This is a genomic window from Bacteroidota bacterium (genome assembly GCA_016721765.1).
Classification (GTDB): Bacteria; Bacteroidota; Bacteroidia; order UBA4408; family UBA4408; genus UBA4408.
This window is the reverse complement of record JADKHO010000002.1, coordinates 239,156-261,050: the sequence shown is the minus strand read 5'-3', so window position 1 is coordinate 261,050 and position 21,895 is coordinate 239,156. Positions and strand designations below refer to the sequence as shown.

General features: G+C 37.6%; 18 protein-coding genes and 2 pseudogenes. 11 read left to right on the top strand and 9 right to left on the bottom strand.

Annotated features, from left to right (window positions below; genetic code table 11):
* Positions 1-40: 40 nt before the first annotated feature.
* Positions 41-397: pseudogene (locus IPP32_09570) on the bottom strand (four helix bundle protein).
* Between the two features lie 265 nt (positions 398-662).
* Between IPP32_09570 and IPP32_09565 the strand changes: the two are divergent.
* Positions 663-1,904: an HD domain-containing protein gene (locus IPP32_09565; protein MBL0048326.1), complete on the top strand. Its 1,242-nt coding sequence runs from the start codon at positions 663-665 to the stop codon at positions 1,902-1,904.
* A gap of 64 nt (positions 1,905-1,968) precedes the next feature.
* A complete protein-coding gene (lpxD, locus tag IPP32_09560; protein ID MBL0048325.1) occupies positions 1,969-2,991 on the top strand; it encodes a UDP-3-O-(3-hydroxymyristoyl)glucosamine N-acyltransferase in 1,023 nt (340 codons plus the stop codon).
* 368 nt (positions 2,992-3,359) lie between these two features.
* On the opposite strand, the gene glmS is transcribed toward lpxD, so the two are convergent.
* Genes glmS through IPP32_09545 form a run of 3 tightly spaced genes read right to left on the bottom strand, consistent with a single transcriptional unit; the run spans position 3,360 to position 7,443 of the window.
* Complete coding sequence (glmS, locus tag IPP32_09555; GenBank protein MBL0048324.1) at positions 3,360-5,201, bottom strand: glutamine--fructose-6-phosphate transaminase (isomerizing); 1,842 nt, start codon at positions 5,199-5,201, stop codon at positions 3,360-3,362.
* Positions 5,202-5,205: 4 nt separating this feature from the next.
* Positions 5,206-6,612 (bottom strand): DUF4270 domain-containing protein, encoded by a 1,407-nt coding sequence (locus IPP32_09550; protein MBL0048323.1) that lies wholly within the window; start codon positions 6,610-6,612, stop codon positions 5,206-5,208.
* A 3-nt stretch (positions 6,613-6,615) separates the two neighbouring features.
* Entirely contained in the window at positions 6,616-7,443 is an 828-nt protein-coding gene (locus IPP32_09545) for a glycogen/starch synthase (GenBank protein ID MBL0048322.1), read from the bottom strand.
* 171 nt (positions 7,444-7,614) lie between these two features.
* Here IPP32_09545 and IPP32_09540 point away from each other — a divergent pair, with 171 nt between their 5' ends.
* The 8 genes and pseudogenes from IPP32_09540 to IPP32_09505 all read left to right on the top strand — a co-directional run bounded on the left by IPP32_09540 (position 7,615) and on the right by IPP32_09505 (position 14,957).
* Positions 7,615-8,460 (top strand): pantoate--beta-alanine ligase, encoded by an 846-nt coding sequence (locus IPP32_09540; protein ID MBL0048321.1) that lies wholly within the window; start codon positions 7,615-7,617, stop codon positions 8,458-8,460.
* Between the two features lie 4 nt (positions 8,461-8,464).
* Positions 8,465-9,472 (top strand): flippase-like domain-containing protein, encoded by a 1,008-nt coding sequence (locus tag IPP32_09535; protein ID MBL0048320.1) that lies wholly within the window; start codon positions 8,465-8,467, stop codon positions 9,470-9,472.
* A complete protein-coding gene (gene rfaE2, locus IPP32_09530) occupies positions 9,469-9,963 on the top strand; it encodes a D-glycero-beta-D-manno-heptose 1-phosphate adenylyltransferase (protein ID MBL0048319.1) in 495 nt (164 codons plus the stop codon). The genes IPP32_09535 and rfaE2 overlap by 4 nt, the downstream gene beginning before the upstream one ends.
* A 6-nt stretch (positions 9,964-9,969) precedes the next feature.
* Positions 9,970-10,953, top strand: coding sequence for a glycosyltransferase family 39 protein (locus IPP32_09525; protein MBL0048318.1), 984 nt, complete (start codon positions 9,970-9,972; stop codon positions 10,951-10,953).
* 53 nt (positions 10,954-11,006) lie between these two features.
* Positions 11,007-11,495 (top strand): hypothetical protein, encoded by a 489-nt coding sequence (locus tag IPP32_09520; protein ID MBL0048317.1) that lies wholly within the window; start codon positions 11,007-11,009, stop codon positions 11,493-11,495.
* Between the two features lie 5 nt (positions 11,496-11,500).
* Positions 11,501-12,866: pseudogene (radA, locus tag IPP32_09515) on the top strand (DNA repair protein RadA).
* 246 nt (positions 12,867-13,112) lie between these two features.
* A complete protein-coding gene (gene kdsB, locus IPP32_09510; GenBank protein ID MBL0048316.1) occupies positions 13,113-13,850 on the top strand; it encodes a 3-deoxy-manno-octulosonate cytidylyltransferase in 738 nt (245 codons plus the stop codon).
* A 30-nt stretch (positions 13,851-13,880) separates the two neighbouring features.
* Positions 13,881-14,957 (top strand): SPOR domain-containing protein, encoded by a 1,077-nt coding sequence (locus IPP32_09505; protein MBL0048315.1) that lies wholly within the window; start codon positions 13,881-13,883, stop codon positions 14,955-14,957.
* Here the strand turns inward: IPP32_09505 and IPP32_09500 are convergent.
* Positions 14,954-15,499: a CopD family protein gene (locus tag IPP32_09500; protein MBL0048314.1), complete on the bottom strand. Its 546-nt coding sequence runs from the start codon at positions 15,497-15,499 to the stop codon at positions 14,954-14,956. The genes IPP32_09505 and IPP32_09500 overlap by 4 nt on opposite strands.
* A gap of 90 nt (positions 15,500-15,589) precedes the next feature.
* Here IPP32_09500 and IPP32_09495 point away from each other — a divergent pair, with 90 nt between their 5' ends.
* A complete protein-coding gene (locus IPP32_09495) occupies positions 15,590-16,102 on the top strand; it encodes an acyl-CoA thioesterase (GenBank protein MBL0048313.1) in 513 nt (170 codons plus the stop codon).
* Between the two features lie 309 nt (positions 16,103-16,411).
* Here the strand turns inward: IPP32_09495 and IPP32_09490 are convergent, their stop codons facing one another.
* Genes IPP32_09490 through IPP32_09475 form a run of 4 tightly spaced genes read right to left on the bottom strand, consistent with a single transcriptional unit; the run spans position 16,412 to position 20,663 of the window.
* Positions 16,412-17,905: a fused MFS/spermidine synthase gene (locus IPP32_09490; protein MBL0048312.1), complete on the bottom strand. Its 1,494-nt coding sequence runs from the start codon at positions 17,903-17,905 to the stop codon at positions 16,412-16,414.
* A 5-nt stretch (positions 17,906-17,910) separates the two neighbouring features.
* Complete coding sequence (gene asnB / locus IPP32_09485; protein ID MBL0048311.1) at positions 17,911-19,767, bottom strand: asparagine synthase (glutamine-hydrolyzing); 1,857 nt, start codon at positions 19,765-19,767, stop codon at positions 17,911-17,913.
* A 6-nt stretch (positions 19,768-19,773) separates the two neighbouring features.
* A complete protein-coding gene (locus IPP32_09480) occupies positions 19,774-20,436 on the bottom strand; it encodes a hypothetical protein (protein MBL0048310.1) in 663 nt (220 codons plus the stop codon).
* Complete coding sequence (locus tag IPP32_09475) at positions 20,406-20,663, bottom strand: glycosyltransferase family 2 protein (protein ID MBL0048309.1); 258 nt, start codon at positions 20,661-20,663, stop codon at positions 20,406-20,408. The genes IPP32_09480 and IPP32_09475 overlap by 31 nt, the downstream gene beginning before the upstream one ends.
* Between the last annotated feature and the right edge of the window lie 1,232 nt (positions 20,664-21,895).

Sequence of the window (21,895 nt, the reverse complement as noted above, 5' to 3'; positions counted from 1 at the left end):
GCGCATTAGCTGATTAGCTGGTGAAATTGAATTTAGATTTTTATTTTTTTGATGAACCAATTATTTTATTTAAAACCTTAAGAATGCTAGTTATTTGTTTCATAAGATCATTCGTTTCGGGATAAGATGTGGAATAGTTGCAAAGTAAAAGCCAATATTAAGTTTCATCGGCCTCTTTAGCCGCTATTTTTAATTTATGTATAAAATCAGCCTTACTTTCCGCATTTTGCGCTTCTTTGACATTCGCTCCGATACTTGTACCACTTCTAAAAAGTTGATTACTTAAATTATACTTTTTTAATTTTTCTAATTGTTCAGTGAAACTAATTATGTTAATTGAAAATTCAAAAGTGAGTTTTACAATTAAATTATTTTTATGTTTGGGATTCTCTAGAATCAGTTAATTTATTGATTTTACTTTCAACAAATTAAAAAAATGCCATTTTGGTATGCAAGCTAGATGTCTATATATCACCCAATAATCACTTAATTAATTAATCATAATTGTAAAAAAGCAAAGAACATAATCCACTAATTAACCTAAATTATAATCTAACAAGCAAAAAATCAGCTAATCAGCAAATCAGCAAATCAGCATATCAGCATATCAGCTAATCAGCTAATCAATATCGTCACCGAAAATAGTCATTAATACACTACACGTGAAAAGTAACACTGTTAACAAACGTAAAATCTTTAACGATCCGATTTACGGTTTTATTACATTGCCCAACGAAATAATTTTCGATCTCATTGAGCATCCCTATTTTCAACGCTTACGCAGAATTAAACAATTGGGATTAACCGCTTTGGTGTATCCCGGAGCCTTGCATACACGCTTTCATCATGCTATGGGAGCCATGTACCTGATGACCCAAGCCATTGATGTTTTGCGTTCGAAAGGGGTTGAAGTTAGTGCCGAGGAAGCCGAAGGAGTGACAGTTGCAGTGCTTTTGCACGATATAGGGCACGGTCCCTTTTCACATGCACTGGAATCGAGCTTGGTAAACGATGTGAGCCATGAGCAAATTTCTGAAATCTTTATGGATAAACTCAATGAGGAGTTTGGCGGCAGACTCAGCTTAGCCATTCAAATTTTCAGGAATGAGTATTCCAAAAAATTTCTACATCAGCTGGTTTCCAGTCAGCTGGATATGGACCGCTTGGATTATTTGAAACGCGATAGTTTTTTTACGGGTGTATCGGAAGGAATAATTAGTTCGGATAGGATTATTGCGATGCTAGCCGTTTCTAACGATTCGCTTGCCATTGAAGCTAAAGGAATTTACAGCATCGAAAAATTTATCATCGCCCGCAGGCTCATGTACTGGCAAGTGTATCTGCATAAAACAGTTTTATCGGCCGAGCATTTATTGGTAAATATTTTATCAAGAGCAAAGGAGTTAAGTGCATCCGGAAAAGATTTGTTTGCCACCCCGGCTTTGAAATTATTTCTTAAACATAACTATACAAAAAATGATTTCATTGCAAATGCCTCTATTTTAAATGCATTCGCAGAGCTTGACGACAACGATATATTTACTTCAATTAAAGTTTGGAAAGATTCGGATGACCCTATTTTAGCGGTGCTTTGCCGCTGCCTCGTGAACCGCAACCTCTTTAAAATTGAATTGCAAAACGAGCAGTTTTCCTCTCAAAAAATAGAGGATTTAAAGCAAAAAGCGAAAGCGAAATACCACTTGAGCGATGACCATATAAAGTATTTTGTGTTTTCCGATAGCATTAAGAACTCGGCTTATAATCCAACAAGCGAGCGCATTAGCATTTTGTATAAAGACGGTAAAACAGTGGATATTGCGGATGCAGCTGATCAACTAAATATTTCGGTGCTTTCAAAAGCGGTGGAGAAATTCTTTTTGTGTTATCCTAAGGAGTTGGTTTAAAAGTCTGTTAATTATCAAAATTAAATTGAAAAGGAGCTCCACAAATTTTTAATACTTTTGAATCATGGAATTCACAGCAGCACAAATAGCCGCCCAGCTCGGTGGAGTAGTGGAGGGCAATAGCGAAGCCAAGGTAAGCGCGCTTTCAAAGATTGAAGAGGGGAAGGCAGGTACTCTTTCCTTTTTAGCCAACCCTAAATACACCCAATATATTTATACCACCGAAGCCACGGCGGTAATCGTAAGCAAAGACTTTGTTGCAGAGCAAGCCATTAGCACCACTTTAATTCGAGTAGAAGATGCTTATAAAAGTTTTGCGGCTTTACTCGAATTTTACAACCAAGTAAAACTCAAAAAAGCAGGAATTGAGCAACCTAGTTTTATTTCCGAAAGTGCCAAGCTTGGCGCAGAAGTGTATGTTGGAGCATTCGCCTATATCGGAAACAACGCAAAAATAGGCGCTAATGTTAAAATTTATCCACACAGCTTTGTGGGCGATAATGTGGTGATTGGAGATAATACCACCTTGTTTGCAGGAGTTAAAATTTATAGCGATTGTAACGTTGGTGCACATTGTACGTTGCACTCCGGCGTGGTAATTGGTGGTGATGGTTTTGGATTTGCACCCAATAGCGAAAACAATTACAATAAAGTACCTCAAATCGGGAATGTAATTCTTGAAGATAGAGTAGAAGTGGGTTCCAATACTACCATCGACAGAGCAACCCTAGGTTCTACCATCATCCGCAAAGGAGTAAAACTGGATAATTTAATACAAATTGCACACAATGTGGAAATTGGAGAAAATACAGTGATTGCTGCTCAAACTGGAGTAGCGGGTTCAACTAAAATTGGTAAGGATTGTATGATTGGCGGACAGGTTGGAATTGTGGGTCACATCAGCATTGCTAATGGAGTGAAGATTGCTGCTCAATCCGGTGTAGGGCAAAGTATTGCTAAGGAAGGTGAAATAGTGCAAGGCTCCCCTTCGTTCGCCATCGGCGATTACAAGCGCTCTTATGTGGTTTTCCGCAACTTGCCGGATGTTCTGAATCGATTAAAAGATTTAGAAAAAGAGAAATCATAAATTTATTGTTCGCGTGCGGAGTTTATAGAACGCTGAATACACTGATGATGCTGATTTTCGCGGATTGGGTTCGTATTTTAATTCAAATTAGTTCTTCGTGGATGGAATTAAATAGAACGCTAATTTTCGCGGATGATTATGATTTTCGCAGATTTGGCTCCTAATAATTTATGGCTTCTTCCTCAAAAGTGCAATATATAAATGCTTCGCACTAAAACCTCCGCGTTCTTAACGCTTCCTCTTCATACTCCGCGGTAACGAATATTGCTTAATCTAAAGTAGGTTTTATTACCTCTTTTATAAAAGACAAAATAAAAAAAGGAGGACAATTGCTGTCCCCCTTTTAAGTTCAAAAATGAATTTATTACTTATTCGACTGTAACACTTTTTGCGAGGTTACGTGGTTGATCTACATTACATCCTCTCATTACTGCTATATGATAAGATAGTAATTGTAAAGGAATTACAGAGATTAGCGGAACTAATACATCATCTGTTTCTGGCACTTCAATTACATAGTCGGCAAGGTCTTTCACCACCACATCACCTTCAGTAACAACAGCAATGATTTTACCTTTTCGGGCTTTTACTTCCTGAATGTTGCTTACTACTTTTTCGTAAGAAGCACCTTTAGTGGCAATTACAATAACCGGCATTTCTTCGTCAATTAATGCAATTGGACCATGCTTCATTTCAGCAGCAGGATAACCTTCGGCGTGGATATAAGAAATTTCTTTTAGTTTTAGTGCACCTTCCAAAGCAACAGGGAAACTGTTTCCACGACCTAAATACAAAGCGTTGCTAGCATCCTTAATTTTAGCTGCCAATGCTAGTATTTTCTCATTGTTTTTCAGCACTTTCTCCACTTTATCAGGAACACTTGCCAATTCGGTTACCAATTGATTAAAACGAGAGCTGGTAATGGTTCCTTTGCGTTGTGCAATGTTTAAAGCCATCAGCGTAAGCACAGTTACCTGAGCAGTAAATGCTTTTGTAGAGGCCACTCCAATTTCAGGACCGGCATGTGTATATGAACCGGCATGTGATGCGCGCGCAATGGATGAACCAGCCACATTACAAATACCTAAAATGGTAGCCCCTTTTGATTTTGCCAATTCAATAGCCGCCAAAGTATCGGCAGTTTCACCACTTTGAGAGATGGCAATAATTACATCACGTTCACTGATAATCGGATTGCGGTAACGGAATTCCGAAGCATATTCTACTTCTACCGGAATACGTGCTAAATCTTCAATTAAATATTCGCCCACCATACCGGCATGCCAAGATGTACCGCAACCAATAATTATAATACGGTCGGCATTCACGATTTTTTGCATGTATTCGGCAATCCCGCCTAAGCGCACCAAAGTACCGCCATCCGTACGAATACGGCCACGCATACTGTCTTTGATAGAACGCGGTTGTTCAAAAATTTCTTTCAACATAAAATGCTCGTAACCGCCTTTTTCAATGGCTTCCAAGTGCATTTCCAACTCTTGTATGTAAGGAGTTTTCTTTTGGTTTTTAATGTTTATGATTTTAATTTCTTCGTTACGGCGCAATACCGCAATTTCTTCTTCCTCTAAGTAAACCACATTTTTTGTGTATTCAATAATTGGCGTAGCATCTGATGCTAAGAAGAACTCGCCTTTTCCGATACCGATAACCAATGGACTTCCTTTTTTGGCAGCCACCAGTAAATCCGGTTCATTTTTACTCATCACCACAATGGCGTAAGCACCCGAAACTTCATTTAAAGCCAACCGTACGGCTTCCACCAAATCAATTTTTTCCTTAATCATGATGTCCTCGATTAAGTGAATCAATACTTCCGTATCGGTATCGCTGTTGAAATTGTGTCCGCGTGATTTTAACTCCGCTTTTAAAGAGGCATAATTCTCGATAATACCATTGTGAATAATCACCAGGTTTTTACTTTCAGAACTATGTGGATGCGCATTCGCATCATTAGGTACACCATGAGTAGCCCAACGGGTGTGACCAATTCCAATGTTACCATCAGTTGATTTTTTATCAATAAAAACTTCTAAATCAGAAACTTTTCCTTTGCATTTATACACATTTAAATCGTGATTTAAAAGCGCTACCCCGGCGCTGTCATAACCCCGGTATTCTAAGCGGTGCAAACCTTTCATGATTATTGGATAGGCTTTTTTGTCACCAATGTAAGCTACAATTCCACACATAATTTTAGAGTTTAATTTTTGTATAAGTTAAATTGAATTGAATATTGTTTCCACCTTTTAAGACACTTCTATTTGCATTATTTAAGCCAATTGTTTTTAAATAAAACCCATGGTCGCTTATTTTACCAGAGGCAACCAGTTGCATATAACGTGATAGGTTAAATTTGTACTGTTTATTTGTTGCATCATAAGCTTGTCCGTAATAAGCATTACCTGCATCATAATCGGGTATAAAAACCGCCTTTCCGGTGTCATTCATTGCAAACAAATATAAAGAATTGTTTGGTACGTATTTATCAATAAAAGGTTCGTCAATTTTAATAATTAATTCGGCTCGGTTAATTCCAATGGGAGCTGAATCCAGCAATTGCTGAATGATTGGAACCTCTATTTTACACTTTATTCCGGCAAGGTCTTGAACAAAAATTTGCTGTTGCCCTAATGTCGGATTGCTTAGTTGATTTTGAATTAATGGCGCTGTGGTATAATTATGTGTTACAAAATTGATGCGAGCACTTTCTACAAAATTATTTGAAGCGCTTGAAATCACATAGTTAAAACTCTTGGCTTCATCAGTATGATAATAGGCAGTTATTTTCGATGAAGAATTTAATAAATCAAAAAATAAAATAGCTCCTTGGTTGTTCCCTTGAAAGCTATTGTCACTCTTTACATATAAACCTTTAAAATACTTGATAAAGAGTTCTTGCGTAACTAAATTTTGAGCATTTGTGCCGTCCAAAGCCATTAATTTTCTTCCAAATACAGCTGTATCTAATTTAATCCGCAATTGAGGTGCCTCTAAAACACTTCCCACTTTTACCGAAGTTGATAATTTGGGTTGAAAAATTTTTGTTCCAATTGGTTGAGCTGCGTTGTAAAGGGTATCGGTATTGGTATTCGTAAAATAATCTTTACTTAAAGAAAGATCTTTTGTTAATTCATACACATTCACTTTTTGTAGTCCATTAGATTTACTTACATCGCCATAAGCAGAATAATAAACTAAGGACAACACAATAGAATCAATTTTAGGATTTATGGCACCTGTTTTAAAAATTGGATTGGGACCCTGCATATAAAACTGAGTGGCAAAGGAAGCTTCGGTTTTTCCAAAAATCGGGTCTTGATAGGAGCCTAGAATATTGTAATCCGTCTCATCCGAACTTCCCGGATCCTCTAACATAATGTAAGATTTTATGTCGGAACTTGTAAGGTAGGACAGATTTAACTTATCCGCATCAGGTTGAATATCTGCATCTGTTAAACTTTCATCCTTACACGAAAGCAAGGTGAACAGGCAAGTGTATAAAAAAAACATCCTAACCAAACCGAATTGGCTTGGATAGGATAGTTGTTTTGTAGGAAGAAAGTTCAAGAAATTTACTAAATGTGTTTTTTCAATTCTCATACCTTATTCAGCCAACACCGTCGCATCTTCTAATACTTCATCATAAAAATTAGAGTATGCATCTACATATTCTTCCACCGTTTTGAAACCAAGAGTTGGCTTACTTAGGCCTTTAAAGTATTTTTCTAAATCGGGATGTACTTTTTCGCTTCCTTTAATAACGGCATCGCTATAATCCATAGCAGCTTTACTAATGTTAACAAAAGAAGGGTCTTTTAATTTTTTAACATCACTATCCACCACACCATCTAACAGCATTTTTTTGCTGTATTTCGCATCCAATGATTTATCAAAACCATCGTCATACACCGAGTAAATCACTTTGGTATCGGCAAATAAAGGATCATCTTTGAATGCTTTTTTAATATAGATAGGCATAGGGCTAGTAAACCAACCGTGGCAGTGAATAATATCCGGACTCCAACCTAATTTACGAACCGTTTCAATTACCCCGCGGCAAAAGAAAACCGAACGTTCGTCGTTATCCGCAAAATGAATATTTTTTTCGTCGGTGAAGGTGTGCTTGCGTTGAAAATATTCTTCATTATCAATAAAATAAATCTGCATTCGAGCACTTTGAATAGAAGCAACTTTGATAATTAGCGGATGGTCGCTGTCGTTAATGATTAAATTCATTCCCGACAATCGGATTACTTCGTGAAGTTGATTTCTGCGTTCATTAACATTTCCGAAGCGAGGCATAAAGGTTCTGATTTCTTTTCCCTTTTCCTGTATTCCCTGCGGTAAGAAGCGACCGATGTTCGCCATTGGACTCTCTTCGAGATAGGGGAAAATCTCCTGTGACACAAATAACACTTTTGCTTTCTTCATATACGTTTAGTTTAGGTTAAGGTTATTTTTTCAAAGTGCAAATTTAGTAAAAAATCTGCTCATTTTCAAGTTTATATATTAGCTTTGCCCGCTTTGTAAGTAAGTTCTAACGCATTTATTCCATAGAAGCCCATAAACAGGCTAATTCAGGAAATTTTTAGCAGGTAATTTATGATTGTTTTAAAGCTTAGACAAGAAGTCAACAATGCAATAACGGCTTTACATGCCGAAAACAAACAAGTTGGCTTTGTGGCCACTATGGGTGCTTTGCATCAAGGGCATTTGAGTTTAATTGACATTGCGGCCAGGGAAAACGATTGCGTGGTATGTAGTATTTTTGTTAATCCATTGCAATTCAATGATAAAGCAGATTTCGAGAAATACCCCAATACCCTCGAAGCCGATTTAAAATTGCTGGAAGCTAAAAAGTGTGCTATTGTTTTTGTGCCGGATGTGCAAGAAATGTATGGTAATGAGGATACTACACAGTTTGAATTTGGCAATTTGGATAAAGTAATGGAAGGCGTATATCGTCCGGGTCATTTTTTAGGAATGGCTAAAGTAGTAAAACGCCTTTTTGATACCGTGAAACCGGATGTAGCTTATTTTGGTGAGAAGGATTTTCAGCAACTTGCCATTATACGAAAGTTTACACACGATTTAAAATTGCCGGTAAAAGTGGTTGGTTGTCCAATAATGCGGGAAACAGATGGATTGGCAATGAGTTCTCGCAATATGTTGCTTAGTAAAGAGGAAAGACTGGTATCTCCAATAATTTTTAAAACACTCTTAGGGGCTAAGAAGAAGGTTGGAAAAATTTCAATATCGGAGCTAAAAGCGTGGGTGGAAGCTGAAATAAACGCGGTAAATCATTTTAAATTGGAGTATTTTGAAGTAGCTGAAGCCGAGAATTTAACTTTGCTGAACGAATGGAAAAGTCTTGCACCCATAATGGGATTTATTGTAGTGCGTGTGAATAACATTCGATTAATTGATAATATAGTGTTAGTGCCATAACCAAATGAAAAAGCGAATTCTTCAAATTGCCAAAGCCTTGCTCTTTTTAAGCATAGGTATGGTATTGATTTGGCTGGTTACTCGGAACTTAACCGATAGTGATAAAAGCAACATTATGGCTGCTTTTAAACAAGCCGATTATTTTTGGATAGTTTTAGCTATGATAATAAGCGGCTTAAGTCACTGGAGCCGAGCCATCCGATGGAAAATGTTGCTTGAAGCCATGGGGCACAAACCCAAATTATCGAATACTTTTTTTGCGGTGATGATTGGTTACTTGGCCAACTTCGCACTTCCTCGTTTAGGTGAAGTTTCGCGTTGCGGAGTATTGACTAAATACGAAAAAATCCCTTTTTCCGAATCCTTTGGTACTGTAATAACCGAAAGAGCATTTGACGTTATTTGCTTATTGCTGATTTTCATACTCACCATTATCATGGAATTTGATAAAATTTTTGATTTGGTGAATAACAAGATTCTGCAACCCTTGCAACTAAAGCTTATTCACATGGCTGATAATTCATTCATTATGATTGCGTTTTTTGTTGCGGTAATGATGGCTATTTGGCTAATAATAAAGTTTAAAACCAAGATTGGCGCTATCTTTTCCGATAAATTTATTGGATTATTAAAGGGTTTTTGGGAAGGCATCAAATCGGTAAAAAATGTAAAAAATCCTATTGCTTTTATTGCGCACACCATTTTTATATGGAGCATGTACACGCTCATTATTTATTTTGCATTTTACAGTTTTGCTGAAACCGGGCATTTAGGTCTGGGAGCTGCTTTCTCAATTTTAGCATTCGGAAGTGTGGCCATTATTTTTGTGCCCGGAGGAACCGGTGCTTATCAAGCATTAATAACTGAGTTGTTAACCACTTCTTATTTTATTTCATTTGCCATTGCTTTTGCCTTTTCATGGATTGTGTGGACCTTGGGCTTAGTTGTTATTTTAATACTAGGTTTAATTTCGCTCGTATTATTACCGATTTTAAATAAAGAAAAACCATGAACCATCTAGAAGCTATACAAGCCAAAATTTTTACGCCCCAAAGTTTACTGCCCTGGCTAAAAAGGGCGCATCTCCGCAATAAACGAGTAGTTTTTACAAATGGTTGTTTTGATATTTTGCATCAAGGACATGTTGATTACCTCGCAAAAGCAGCCGATTTGGGAGATTATTTATTGGTCGCTGTAAATTCGGATGCTTCTGTAAAACAACTTGGAAAGGGAAACTCAAGACCCATTCAGTCTGAAAGTGCACGTGCCATGTTAATAGCCGCGTTGCATTTTACTGCGGCAGTCGTTATTTTTGAAGAAGCCACACCTTATGAGCTTATTCAGTTGGTGCAGCCCGATGTGTTGGTAAAAGGTGCCGATTGGAAAGTAGAACAAATAGTTGGATACGATATTGTGAAAGCCAAGGGTGGTGAAGTCTGCACAATCGACTATTTACCGGGCTTTAGCACCACCGCTATTGAAACCCGAATTAAGAATAGCTAATTTATCATGCTTAAATACCTGGCTAAATATCGTGAGGAACAGCCACTGAGATTAGTTTTAGCGTCCGCTATACTATTTCGCTTGTTGGCTGTTATTTTTTCGAAAGGCTATGGCATGCACGATGATCATTTTCTGGTCATTGAAGCCGCGCAATCTTGGGCCGATAACTTCGATTATAACAATTGGCTTCCTTCAAAAGAGGTATCTGCAGGTCCTAGTGGACACAGTTTGTTTTACACCGGATTACATTACTTGCTTTTTAAAGGGATGCAGTCTATTGGGCTTTATGACCCGCAGCTAAAAATGTTTGTGGTACGCTTTATTCATGCTGCATTTTCGATGTTGGTGGTGCTATTGGGTTATAAAATTACCGAACAGTATGCCGGAAAAAAAGTGGCATTTAGAGCAGGAATGATGTTAGCCCTTTTTTGGTTTATGCCCATGTTAAGTGTGCGTAATTTAATTGAAGTGGTGTGTGTTCCTTTTTTGATGTTGGGCACTTGGATGTTGCTTAAAAATGAACCTACAAAAAAGTCTTCCATTTATCTTTGGGCTGGATTTATCGCCGGTACTGCATTTTCTATTCGCTTTCAAAGTACCTTGTTTGTTGGAGGATTGGGTATGTTATTATTGATTCAACGAAATTGGAAGGGGGCTTTTTTATTTGGTGTAGGTGCAGCATTTAGCATTTGCCTTTTGCAGGAATTACCGACTATATTTTGTGGAAACGTCCTTTTGCCGAGTTTGGCGAATACGTGCGCTACAATATCGAAAATGCCAACAATTACAATACCCAGGCCTGGTATCAATATTTTTTGTTGCTTGGCGGATTATTGCTTCCACCCATTAGTTTGTTTTTGCTTTTTGGATTTTTTAGATCCTGGAAAAAATACTTGCTTTTGTTTTTACCGAGTTTTATTTTCCTTGCCTTTCATTCCTACTTTCCAAATAAGCAAGAACGATTTATTTTTCCAATTATTCCATTTATAATTATTCTTGGAAATATAGGCTGGAGCGAATGGGTAGCCGGTTCGAACTATTGGATGAGGCGGCAAAAATTGCTTCAGGGCTGTTGGGTTTTCTTTTGGATACTAAACACTATTCCTTTGCTTTTTGTGTCGGTTGCTTATTCTAAGCGGAATCGTGTTGAGGCGATGACCTATCTATCGCATAAAAAGGATGTGCGTTATTTGGTAATTGAAGATAGCAACCGGGATGATTTTGTGATGCCTCCACTATTTTATTTGCGCAACTTTAATAGTAATTCTTGGGGTGTGTATGGAGTAACGAGCGTGCATACTGCAAAAGATTTATATGAAGAGCAAAAGAATGTCAAGCGGAGCGAAACACCTAATTATGTTATCTTTTTTCAAGAAGAAAATTTAGCGCGGAGGATTGCTAATTTTAAAAAATATTATCCCGAGCTAAGCTACGAAACGGCTATTGAGCCCGGTTTTATTGATAAAGTGGTGCATCATTTAAATCCGGTAAATAAAAATCAGGTTTGTTTTATATTTAAAATGCAGGATTAATACCTATGGCTAAAGTTAAAACTTCTTTTTTTTGTCAGAATTGCGGAGCTCAATCGGGTAAATGGATTGGGCGTTGTCCTTCGTGCAATGAATGGAATACCTATGTGGAGGAAGTAATACAGAAGGAAGCACCAACACCGGGAATTGCCCCTGCATTGAGCAAGCGCACGGCTCAACCGCAGCTCATCAGCGAAATAAATGCAAACGAAATTGACCGTATTGCCATTAATGACCAAGAACTGAATCGAGTGTTAGGGGGCGGATTGGTGCCGGGTTCATTGGTATTATTTGGAGGCGAACCGGGTATTGGAAAATCAACTTTAATGTTGCAATTGGCTTTGCAAGCCAATAAACTAAAAGTGTTGTATGTGAGTGGTGAGGAAAGCGAACAGCAAATTAAAATGCGGGCCGAGCGTATTCAAGCAGGAAACTCCAATTGTTATATTTTAACAGAGACTTCCACCCAAGCCATTTTTAGGCAAATTGAATTGCTTGAACCGGATTTATTGATTATTGATTCTGTTCAAACCTTGCATACCGTGCATATTGAATCTTCGCCCGGAAGTGTTTCGCAAATTCGGGAATGTGCTTCTGAGCTGTTACGCTTTGCCAAGGAATCGGGCACTCGGTGTTTTTAATTGGTCATATCACCAAAGATGGAAATTTAGCGGGACCTAAAATATTGGAGCACATGGTGGATACCGTATTGCAATTTGAAGGCGATAGAAACCATGTGTACCGTTTATTGCGTAGTATAAAAACCGATTTGGCAGCACCAATGAATTGGGTATTTACGAAATGTTGGGCAGTGGACTCCGGGAAGTGAGTAACCCTTCGGAGGTGCTCATTTCCAATAGAGACGAGAGCTTTAGCGGGATTGCCATTTCCGCCACTTTAGAAGGTTTACGCCCGATATTAATTGAAACACAAGCATTGGTAAGTTCAGCGGCATACGGCACACCACAGCGTTCGAGTACCGGTTTTGATTTAAGAAGACTGAGTATGTTGTTGGCTGTATTGGAAAAGCGCTGTGGATTTAGACTGGGCATAAAAGATGTTTTTCTTAACATAGCCGGTGGATTGCGCGTAGATGATCCGGCAATAGATTTGGCGGTGGTGTGTGCGATTTTATCGAGTAATGAAGACATTCCCATTTCCTCCAAAATTTGCTTTGCAGCCGAAGTAGGCTTATCAGGAGAAATACGACCGGTTACACGGGTTGACCAGCGCATTTCGGAAGCAGAAAAGTTAGGTTTTGAACAAATATTCATTTCAAAATACAATCAAAAAGGGTTGGATACACAAGCTTTTAAAATTAAAGTGGTGGCAGTGAGCAAGGTGGAAGAGGTATTTCAGTATTTGTTTGGGTAGGTAGTATTGAGTATTGAGTATTGAGTATTGAGTATTGAGTTCAAAGTACAGAGTACAAAGTACAAAGACTTTTGAATGTAATGCACCTTCGCTCGCGTCCCGCGAGTGTAGCTATTCCCAAGCCTCCGGCTTACTATCGAAATCAGGATTTAGTTAAAACAAATAAATTTTAGGATATGATTTAATGCTTATTTTTAATGCTAATCCTGTAGATTTGGATGCTGAATAAAAACAATCCTGATAAAAATGAAATTTTTTGGAATAATCCCTGCCCGTTATGCCTCGACCCGTTTTCCGGGTAAACCATTGGTGGATATTGGAGGTAAGAGCATGATTCAGCGGGTATATGAACAAGCTTCTCAGCTGGCTTTACTTTCGGAAGTTGTAGTGGCTACGGATGATGATCGCATCTTTAAACAAGTGGAAGATTTTGGCGGTAAGGTGGTTATGACAGCAACATCCCACGCAAGTGGAACTGACCGTTGCTTTGAAGCTGCTCAAAAAATGGGAGTGTCGGCAAGGGATGTGGTGATTAATATTCAGGGAGATGAACCTTTTATTGCACCCGAACAAATTGCATTGCTTTGTTCTTGTTTTGAGGAGGAGTCGGTTAACATCGCTACTTTGGTTAAAGCGATACGTTTACAAAGTGAATTGGAAAACACTTCTACACCCAAGGTAATTTTAGCTAAAAACAGGGATGCCATTTATTTTAGCCGCAGCATCATCCCGCACCAGCGCGGAAAAGAGCTTAACGATTGGCTAAATGCCGGTACCTATTACAAGCACATTGGAATTTATGGTTACCGCATGCAAACACTTTCAGAATTAAAGGCATTGCCCCAAAGCACCCTCGAGCTGGCCGAATCGTTGGAGCAATTGCGTTGGATAGAGAATGGTTATCGTATTCGAACAGCTATTACAGACATTGAGTCTACAGCCATTGATACGCCTGAGGATTTGAAGAAATTGACCGGTTTTTAAAATTTTTGTACTTTCGCCTCAAAGAAAAAAATGCTGTTTAAAAATTACATAAGTAAATTGCTGTTGGAGTACGATTGCGTGATAATTCCTGATTTTGGAGGATTTGTTGCGAATTATGCTTCCGCCAGAATTCACCCTACTCAGCATACATTTGAACCTCCTTTTAAGCAAATCGCATTTAATAAAAACCTTAATACTAATGATGGCTTACTTGCTAATGCAGTGGCCTTGGATCAAAATATTTCCTTTAAGGAGGCAGCTAAATGGATTGAAGAAGAGGTGTTGCGCTTAGAAATAAGGTTGGCTAAAAAGGAAAAAGTGGATATTAGGGACGTAGGTACTTTTTACTACGATGTTGAACGAAACTTGCAATTTAATGCTTCCACTTCGGTAAACTATTTGTTGGAATCGTTTGGTTTGAGTGCATTTCAATCGCCTGCTATTAAGCGTGATAATTTTGGTGAGCGGATTGAAAAACAATTTGTGGATCGTCCTGCCATTCCTAACCCGGTAAAGAAAAGAACCAAGCGTAAATTATGGCCTGTGGCGCTTTTGTTGCCTGTTGTGTTTGCTGCATTGCTTTTACCTTTTAGATCGAGTTTATTGGGTAATTTACAGGTGGCTAACTCCAATCTGTTTTCACTTTCGGATGCTGAAAAACCAAGTTATATAGAGCGTTCCCAGAGCTTAGTATTTGATATACTGCCGGAAAAGCAGGAGGCCACTGCTGATGCAAGTGAAGCGCAAAACACTGTAGATTACCTCGCTTTAACAAATGACATATCAAAAACGATTCCGGTTAAAATGGAGGAACCATCGGTGGAAACCTCAACTGAAGTACCGGTAGTGGAAGTAAAACAATCCGGTTCAGTTCATTATGGTCATGTCACTTATTATTTAATTGCCGGCTGCTTTAAAGAAAAAATTAATGCCGATGCTTTGGTAAATGAGCTGATAGCAAAAGGATTTGATGCCGGAATTGCCGGACAAAATGCTTCGGGTTTATACCGTGTAAGTTACCACAGTTTCACCGATAAAACTTCTGCGGAAGCAGCAAAAGCAGAGTTAATTGCTGATAACCCCGGGGTGTGGTTATTTCAAAACTAAACTTTTCCTTTTTTAGCTCTCAATTTTCGATAGAGGCGTACCGCTAAAATCAACAATACGCTTAAAAGTACAAGGCCTGCGATTCCGTAAAGCCAGTTCAAGGTATCTTTCAATACTACGATAAAGATAATAGCTACTAAAAAAATGGTGGAGACTTCGTTCCACAAGCGCATTTTGAATGCAGAATATTTAACGATGTTATTTTTTTGCTGATTCAGGATTAATCCGCATTGTAAGTGATATAGCGTGAGTCCGAACACAAAGGCAATTTTAAGCACCAACCATCCCGGATAGATTACTCCAAAAATTTCAAACACCATCCAAAACCCAAACACATAGGTGCCAATCATTGCAGGCCAGGTTATCATGTACCACAATTTGCGTTGCATTATTTTAAATTGTTCTTGTAAAATTAATTTTTCGTTTTCGGGTTTTGATTCTGCTTCGGCGAAGTATACAAAAAGGCGTACAATGTAGAAAAGACCGGCAAACCAGCAAATCACAAAAATGATGTGTAATGCCAACAAATATTTAACATCCATAAACTGATTTTTTTACAAAGCTAACAAATAAGAATTTTTGTGATGGATGAATTATATGATTTGAATTACCTTCGCCCAAAATTTAATAAAATGGCCAAATCAAAAACAGCGAAGGAAACGCTTGCAGTAATGTCGGAAATAGTGTTGCCCAACGATACCAATACTTTAGGGAATTTAATGGGAGGGAGATTATTGCATTTAATGGATATTACCAGTGCTATTTCGGCCCACAGGCATTGCCGTAGGGTAGTGGTTACAGCTTCTGTAAACAATGTATCCTTTAATCATCCCATAAAATTAGCTGATATAATTACGATCGAATCAAAGGTTTCGCGCGCTTTCTCTACCTCGATGGAAGTATTTATTGAGGTGTGGGTGGAGAATCATGTTACTGGTGAAAAAACAAAATGCAACGAAGCCATATATACTTTTGTGGCTGTAGATCAATTGGGTAATCCAATTGGTGTTCCTGAATTGATACCTGAAACCGAGGAAGAGAAATTGCGCTATGATGCTGCTTTGCGCAGAAAGCAATTAAGTTTAATTTTAGCGGGGAGGATGAAGCCTAGTGAGGCGACCGAATTGAAGGCACTGTTTGCTTAAGGGTGATTGCTTTTTTAATGTTTTAAAATTTAAACACATAGGAGCATAGGAACATAGGTTTCGGATAGGGTTTATATTAAGGGTGATTGCTTTTTTAAGGTGTAAAAATATAAACACATAGGAGCATAGAAACATAGGTTTCGCATAGGGTTTATTGGTTTGTCTTAAATAGATTGAATATTTGCTTTTCGGGACGAAATCTAAAGAATCATATTATTCTTAATAAATCAGCATTCTATTTTACAATGTATCTTACAAACAAAGGAAGCGAGATAGGTTTCTTTTTGTGTTATTTAGAATGAGTTTCTATTACTCAAACAAGGGCACGTTTCGGTGTTCAAAATTTTTGATGGAATTTTGAATGTATCCCATACGCCAAGCACGATTGGCTTCCTTATTCAAAATATCCAAAACCGGGAAATTATCTTGCAAAACAAGAGCATCGCTTGTGTCAAGATTTTCGTGTGGCAGAGTAACCGGATGAAGGGTGGCGAAAAAAAGTGCATTGCGATAGGCTTCTTCTTTACCGGTTGTTTCGGTTAGTACAAAAAATCCTGTGCGTAAGAAAGTTTTGTAAATGGAGCGCATACCTCTACCTGCGCTGCCATTGAGGTAGCCATTACCGTTTAGAACAATTGTGCCGTTTGAATCCAATAGTCTTTTAGCTTTTAACAAACTTTCTTGAGTAAGCACATGGTTTGGGTTTTCTTCGCCTTTAAACACATCAAAAATTATAACATTGTATAGCTTTGTGCAAGCATTGAGGTAATGACGGGCATCATCTAAGGTTACTAAAACCTTGGGATTTAAGCTGTAATACGTTTTAGCAATGGCAATCATACGTGCGTCAAATTCTATAGCGTCAACTTCAAAACCCTTGTTTACCAATATATTTGCTAAAACACCACCACCTAATCCCAGCAGCAATACTCTAGTTCCCGTTTTACGATAGGAGAGTTGTTCTTCTATTTTTTTAATGTAGGGTAAATAGGGTGTTGCAGTATCGGCAGGAGTATAGGTGGTTTGAATGATGCGGTTGCAAAAAAGTATTCGCGAGTAATAGGCCAGCGAATCGTGTTTGTAAATAGGATAATCGACAAGAAGCAATTGGCCCAATAATCCTTCTTTATTGTAGATGATTTTAATATCGCTATCGAGTTTGTTGTTGGGACGAGCAGCTAACAAAATCAATATTGAGAAAAAGAAAAAAAGCGGAATAAATTTTTTCTGTTGGAAAATTTGTATTGCCGGAATGATGCCCAACAATATGCCTGAAACGATTGCGGGCAGGGTTAATCCAAATTCAGGAATGATGTAAAAACCGAGTAAAAAGGTGGACAAAATTCCGCCTACTGTGGAGATGGCATAAATGCTTCCTGCAATTCGTCCTGCATTTTTTTCATCCCCCGAAAGGGCTGCAATTATAAGCGGAGAAACCATACCCATCATAAATACAGGAGGCATTAAAAATACTGTTCCTGAAAAAATTAGTGCAGGTATTAAGGCTTGGTTTTGCAGTTGGTGCAGCAAAATTTTGGAACTAAAGGGCATGCAAATTAAGAACAATGAGGCCACCAACATTACGTAAAACAACAGTAGTTTATTTTTACTGCGATAAGAAAGTTCACCTCCCACAAAATAGCCACAGGCAAGTCCTCCTAAGGTGATTGCCAAAACAGTTGCCCAAACATATAGCGAGGAACCAAAATAAGGCGCAAGCATTTTCGCGCCAAGTAATTCGGCTGCCATCACACAGGCACCTTCAATAAAGGAAAGCAGGTAATATGTTTTTTTGTTTAACAAATTTATCAGGCATTTTTAACGAGCCATTTGTGCAATACAATTAGCAACCAAATGCGGTTATACAAATAATCGTGACCCGAATGAAACATTTTTTTGAGGCGATCAACTTCTTCATATTTAACTACTCCGTAGTGACTAACAATTTTTTCATTTAAAAAATCGTGAATCAAAAAGCTAAGTTCATTTTTTAGCCATTTTTCTAAAGGTATTGCAAAGCCTTGTTTGGGGCGGTTAAAATAACTTTCTGGCACGTATTGAAATAGAATTTCTTTTAGCAAATATTTGGAGACGCCGTTTTTGTGTTTCAGATTTGGCGATAAGTTCAAAGCAAACTCAACGATACGATGATCGAGATAGGGAACGCGTGTTTCGAGCGAATAACGCATGCTGGCACGATCCACTTTCGTAAGCAAATCGTATGGAAGATAGTATTCGATGTCGAACAAGGCTTGTTTTTCATTTGCGCGCAAGCTTCTCTTGTCGCTGAGTGCAGCCAATGAAAAGATGTCGGATTTGGCATCGTTGTATTTCTTTTCCAGCAATGCATCGAGTTCCTGATTCGAGAAAAGATATTGTTCTTGAGAAAAAATATGGCTGTTGATGTTATCGCTTTTAGAATACTCAAACAACTTTGAAGCACGGCGGTAACGATTATTAAAGCTGGCCAACACTTTGGAAATGGGCTCACGGGCTGTTTTTAAGAAAATATTATTTAAACGATTTGCCCATTTATAAGCACCATATCCAAAAAATAATTCGTCGCCACCTTCCCCCGAAAGGGTAACCGTAACATATTGCTTGGCAAGTTTAGAAACCAGCATGGTGGGAATAGCCGAGGAATCGCCAAAAGGCTCATCGTAGGCTTCAAACACATCGTCAATTAAATTCATGGCATCGCTATAATGCACAATAAATTCGTGATGGCTGGTGCCCAAGTATTTGGCAATGGCTTTAGCATAATCCGATTCGTTAAAACGGTTTTCATCGAAGCCGATAGAAAAGGTATTAACCTTAACGTTCGATAAATTGCAGGCTTGAGCAGTAACTAAACTCGAATCGATTCCACCACTTAAAAAAACACCAAAGGGAACATCGCTTTTTAATTGATACTGAATGCTGCTCATCATTAAATCGCTCAGCAACACGAGTGCCTTCTTTTCGTTGGTAATCACATCGCGCGTAATTTTTGATTTTACCGACCAAAATTTTTGGTGATCCAGTCCATTTTTTGAGATTTGAAGCATGCTTCCGGCTTCCAATTTATAAATGGATTTATAGATGCTGTTTGGTGCTGGAATGAATCCTAAATGCAAGAACTGAGAAATAGCAAGTTCATTGATTTCGAGCGGTATGGAAGTTAATTTTTTAAGGGCTTTTAATTCGGAAGCAAAAGCAAAATTCGTTCCATCCCAATAATAATAAAGTGGTTTAATTCCAAGCCTGTCGCGGCAGATAAAGAGCTCGTTTTTAAGTTTGTCATAAATTACAATGGCAAACATCCCGTTAAGTTTTTGAACAAACTCAGGCCCGTATTGCACATAAGCTTCGAGTATTGCTTCGCTATCGGATGCTGAACGAAAATTAGTTTTATATTTTAGTTTCAGCTCAGTAGCAATTTCGCGGTAATTGTATACTTCGCCATTGTAAACCATAACATAGCGTTTATCCGCTGAATGCATAGGTTGACTTGCGTTATCCGATAAATCAATTACACTTAATCGGCGATGACCTAATCCAACAATTGCATCCCTAAAGTAACCGGAAGCGTTGGGGCCACGATGCGCCAATGAATCGGTCATAACCTGTAGCTCAGGCTCTGAAAAGCGTTGCGATACTGAAAAAAATCCTGCTATGCCACACATAATTTTTTAGTAATTAGTAAAATTTTTAAGTAGTATAGAATAAAAACGCTTGGTGGATAATACAGAGGGGCTTTTGATGAGCGCCTTCCATAAATAGAGTAGTGAGGTGGTTTTATTGTTTTTGGTTAATGCAATGTGCAAGGAAACATAGGTAAAGGAATGTGCAGTTAATAAATTTAAGTATTTACCATATTTTTCTATAAACTTGGCATCCTTTGAAACGTAGTGAATAAATAAGGCTAATCTCATGATTAATTTTTCGTTGTTAAAATTAAGCACACTGCGCAAATCATGGTTTATGATAGTAGATGTAATGGTATTATTATATAAAATTGGATAGCGTGAAGCCAAACGTAGCCAAAGTTCATAATCTTCGGAGGCGGATAAATCGCGGTCTTCGTTAAAGGGATTTTCTAATGCAATGTCCTTTCGAATAAAAACGCCGTTGCAGCTTAATAAATTTCCTTTTTTTACCAGTTGAATATTTAAGTCACCTTTAATATTAGCACGTTTGGCAAGAGTTTGCGTGCTTACATCCAAGATGTCGTAATTCAAGTGAAACACTTCCGGAGAACTATTTTCGCGAACCATTTTATCTGCTTCACTCAAATGGTTGGGATAGAGGGTATCATCGGAGTCTAAAAAATTGATGTAACTTCCTTTTGCCAAATGAGCACCTCAGTTGCGCGCTTTGGCACGTTCACCATTTTCTTTTTATGGTAAATCAAACGTGGGTCTTTTATTTTAAGCACTACTTCCTCTGTATTATCAGTGCTACCATCATCCACTACAATAATTTCAAAGTTCTGATATTCCTGATTTAGCACACTTTGAATGGTGTTTGCAATAAAGTTTGCGCGATTATAAGTTGGGATAATAACACTGAATTTTCTCATTCAATTGGTGGTGCCCTTTTTTAGATTGTTTATTGAAAACTTTTTAATGGGAAACAAAACTAAAATAAAATTAATTGTAAGCACTTAATTTTCGCCCGAATGATTAATTAGAGAGGGAAGTGGTATTAAAATGAGTATGGTTATGCCTTTTGTTTGATTTGGTTCCATATAGGAAGGCTTTTGATACAGGTTTCATGGAAACTAATTAAAAGATTGCATTACCTTTTAACTAGGCTCTCTTCCTTAGGTTTGTATATTATAATTATAACATTAGGTAACCGAAAGCAATCCTTTAAAACGAATATCTTGGATTTCTATAATAATAGTAATGTGAATTAGGAGCATAATAGCTATTTGTATGGCCCTAAATTGATGGCTTTTTATGATAATTACATGATATATCTTGGGCTTAATTTATTAAGCTTATTTTTTCTATATGTTTTCGAATTCGATGATGGTTTTGTGTGATGCTGTCAGCATCGTTTTTCTTGCGCTTTGATTGGTTATAGGGGTGTGATGTCTTTGACATCTATTATGTTACTATTTTAAACTTTTTTTCTATATGTTTTCGAATTCGATGATGGTTTTGTGTGATGCTGTCTGCATCGTTTTTCTTGCGCTTTGATTGGTTATATGGGTGTGATGTCTTTGACATCTATTATGTTACTTTTTTAAACTTTTTTCTTTATGTTTTCGAATTCGATGGTGGTTTTGTGTGATGCTGTCTGCATCGTTTTTCTTGCGCTTTGATTGGTTATATGGGTGTGATGTCTTTGACATCTATTATGTTACTATTTTAAACTTTTTTTCTATATGTTTTCGAATTCGATGATGGTTTTGTGTGATGCTGTCTGCATCGTTTTTCTTGCGCTTTGATTGGTTATAGAGGTGTGATGTCTTTGACATCATTATTGATGTTATTTTAAACATTGATTTTGTTTAATCAATTTTTAACTCGAAAATGTCCAATCCATTTTTTAATCGAAAATGTTCAATCCTTGTTTAACCTAAATATATTCAATTCATTTTTATTGAATATCGCTATTCATTTTTACTTGAATATGTTCAATCTTTGTTTATCCTAAATATATTCAATTCATTTTATAATTGAATATCGCAATACCATTTTTTCTTGAATATGCCAATCCATTTTTATTTGAATATGTTCACCCAATTTTTACTTGAATATGTTTCATACCATTGTTGATGAAGACGGGCGCATAATTTTTAGG

Coding starts and splice junctions, on each gene's coding strand:
- IPP32_09545 (MBL0048322.1), bottom strand. CDS start 7,443: ATGAAGAAAGCAAAAGTGTTATTTGTGTCACAGGAGATTTTCCCCTAT.
- IPP32_09540 (MBL0048321.1), top strand. CDS start 7,615: ATGATTGTTTTAAAGCTTAGACAAGAAGTCAACAATGCAATAACGGCT.
- IPP32_09535 (MBL0048320.1), top strand. CDS start 8,465: ATGAAAAAGCGAATTCTTCAAATTGCCAAAGCCTTGCTCTTTTTAAGC.
- IPP32_09500 (MBL0048314.1), bottom strand. CDS start 15,499: ATGGATGTTAAATATTTGTTGGCATTACACATCATTTTTGTGATTTGC.
- IPP32_09475 (MBL0048309.1), bottom strand. CDS start 20,663: ATGAGAAAATTCAGTGTTATTATCCCAACTTATAATCGCGCAAACTTT.
- IPP32_09550 (MBL0048323.1), bottom strand. CDS start 6,612: ATGAGAATTGAAAAAACACATTTAGTAAATTTCTTGAACTTTCTTCCT.
- glmS (MBL0048324.1), bottom strand. CDS start 5,201: ATGTGTGGAATTGTAGCTTACATTGGTGACAAAAAAGCCTATCCAATA.
- rfaE2 (MBL0048319.1), top strand. CDS start 9,469: ATGAACCATCTAGAAGCTATACAAGCCAAAATTTTTACGCCCCAAAGT.
- IPP32_09525 (MBL0048318.1), top strand. CDS start 9,970: ATGCTTAAATACCTGGCTAAATATCGTGAGGAACAGCCACTGAGATTA.
- kdsB (MBL0048316.1), top strand. CDS start 13,113: ATGAAATTTTTTGGAATAATCCCTGCCCGTTATGCCTCGACCCGTTTT.
- IPP32_09520 (MBL0048317.1), top strand. CDS start 11,007: ATGAGGCGGCAAAAATTGCTTCAGGGCTGTTGGGTTTTCTTTTGGATA.
- lpxD (MBL0048325.1), top strand. CDS start 1,969: ATGGAATTCACAGCAGCACAAATAGCCGCCCAGCTCGGTGGAGTAGTG.
- IPP32_09505 (MBL0048315.1), top strand. CDS start 13,881: ATGCTGTTTAAAAATTACATAAGTAAATTGCTGTTGGAGTACGATTGC.
- IPP32_09495 (MBL0048313.1), top strand. CDS start 15,590: ATGGCCAAATCAAAAACAGCGAAGGAAACGCTTGCAGTAATGTCGGAA.
- asnB (MBL0048311.1), bottom strand. CDS start 19,767: ATGTGTGGCATAGCAGGATTTTTTTCAGTATCGCAACGCTTTTCAGAG.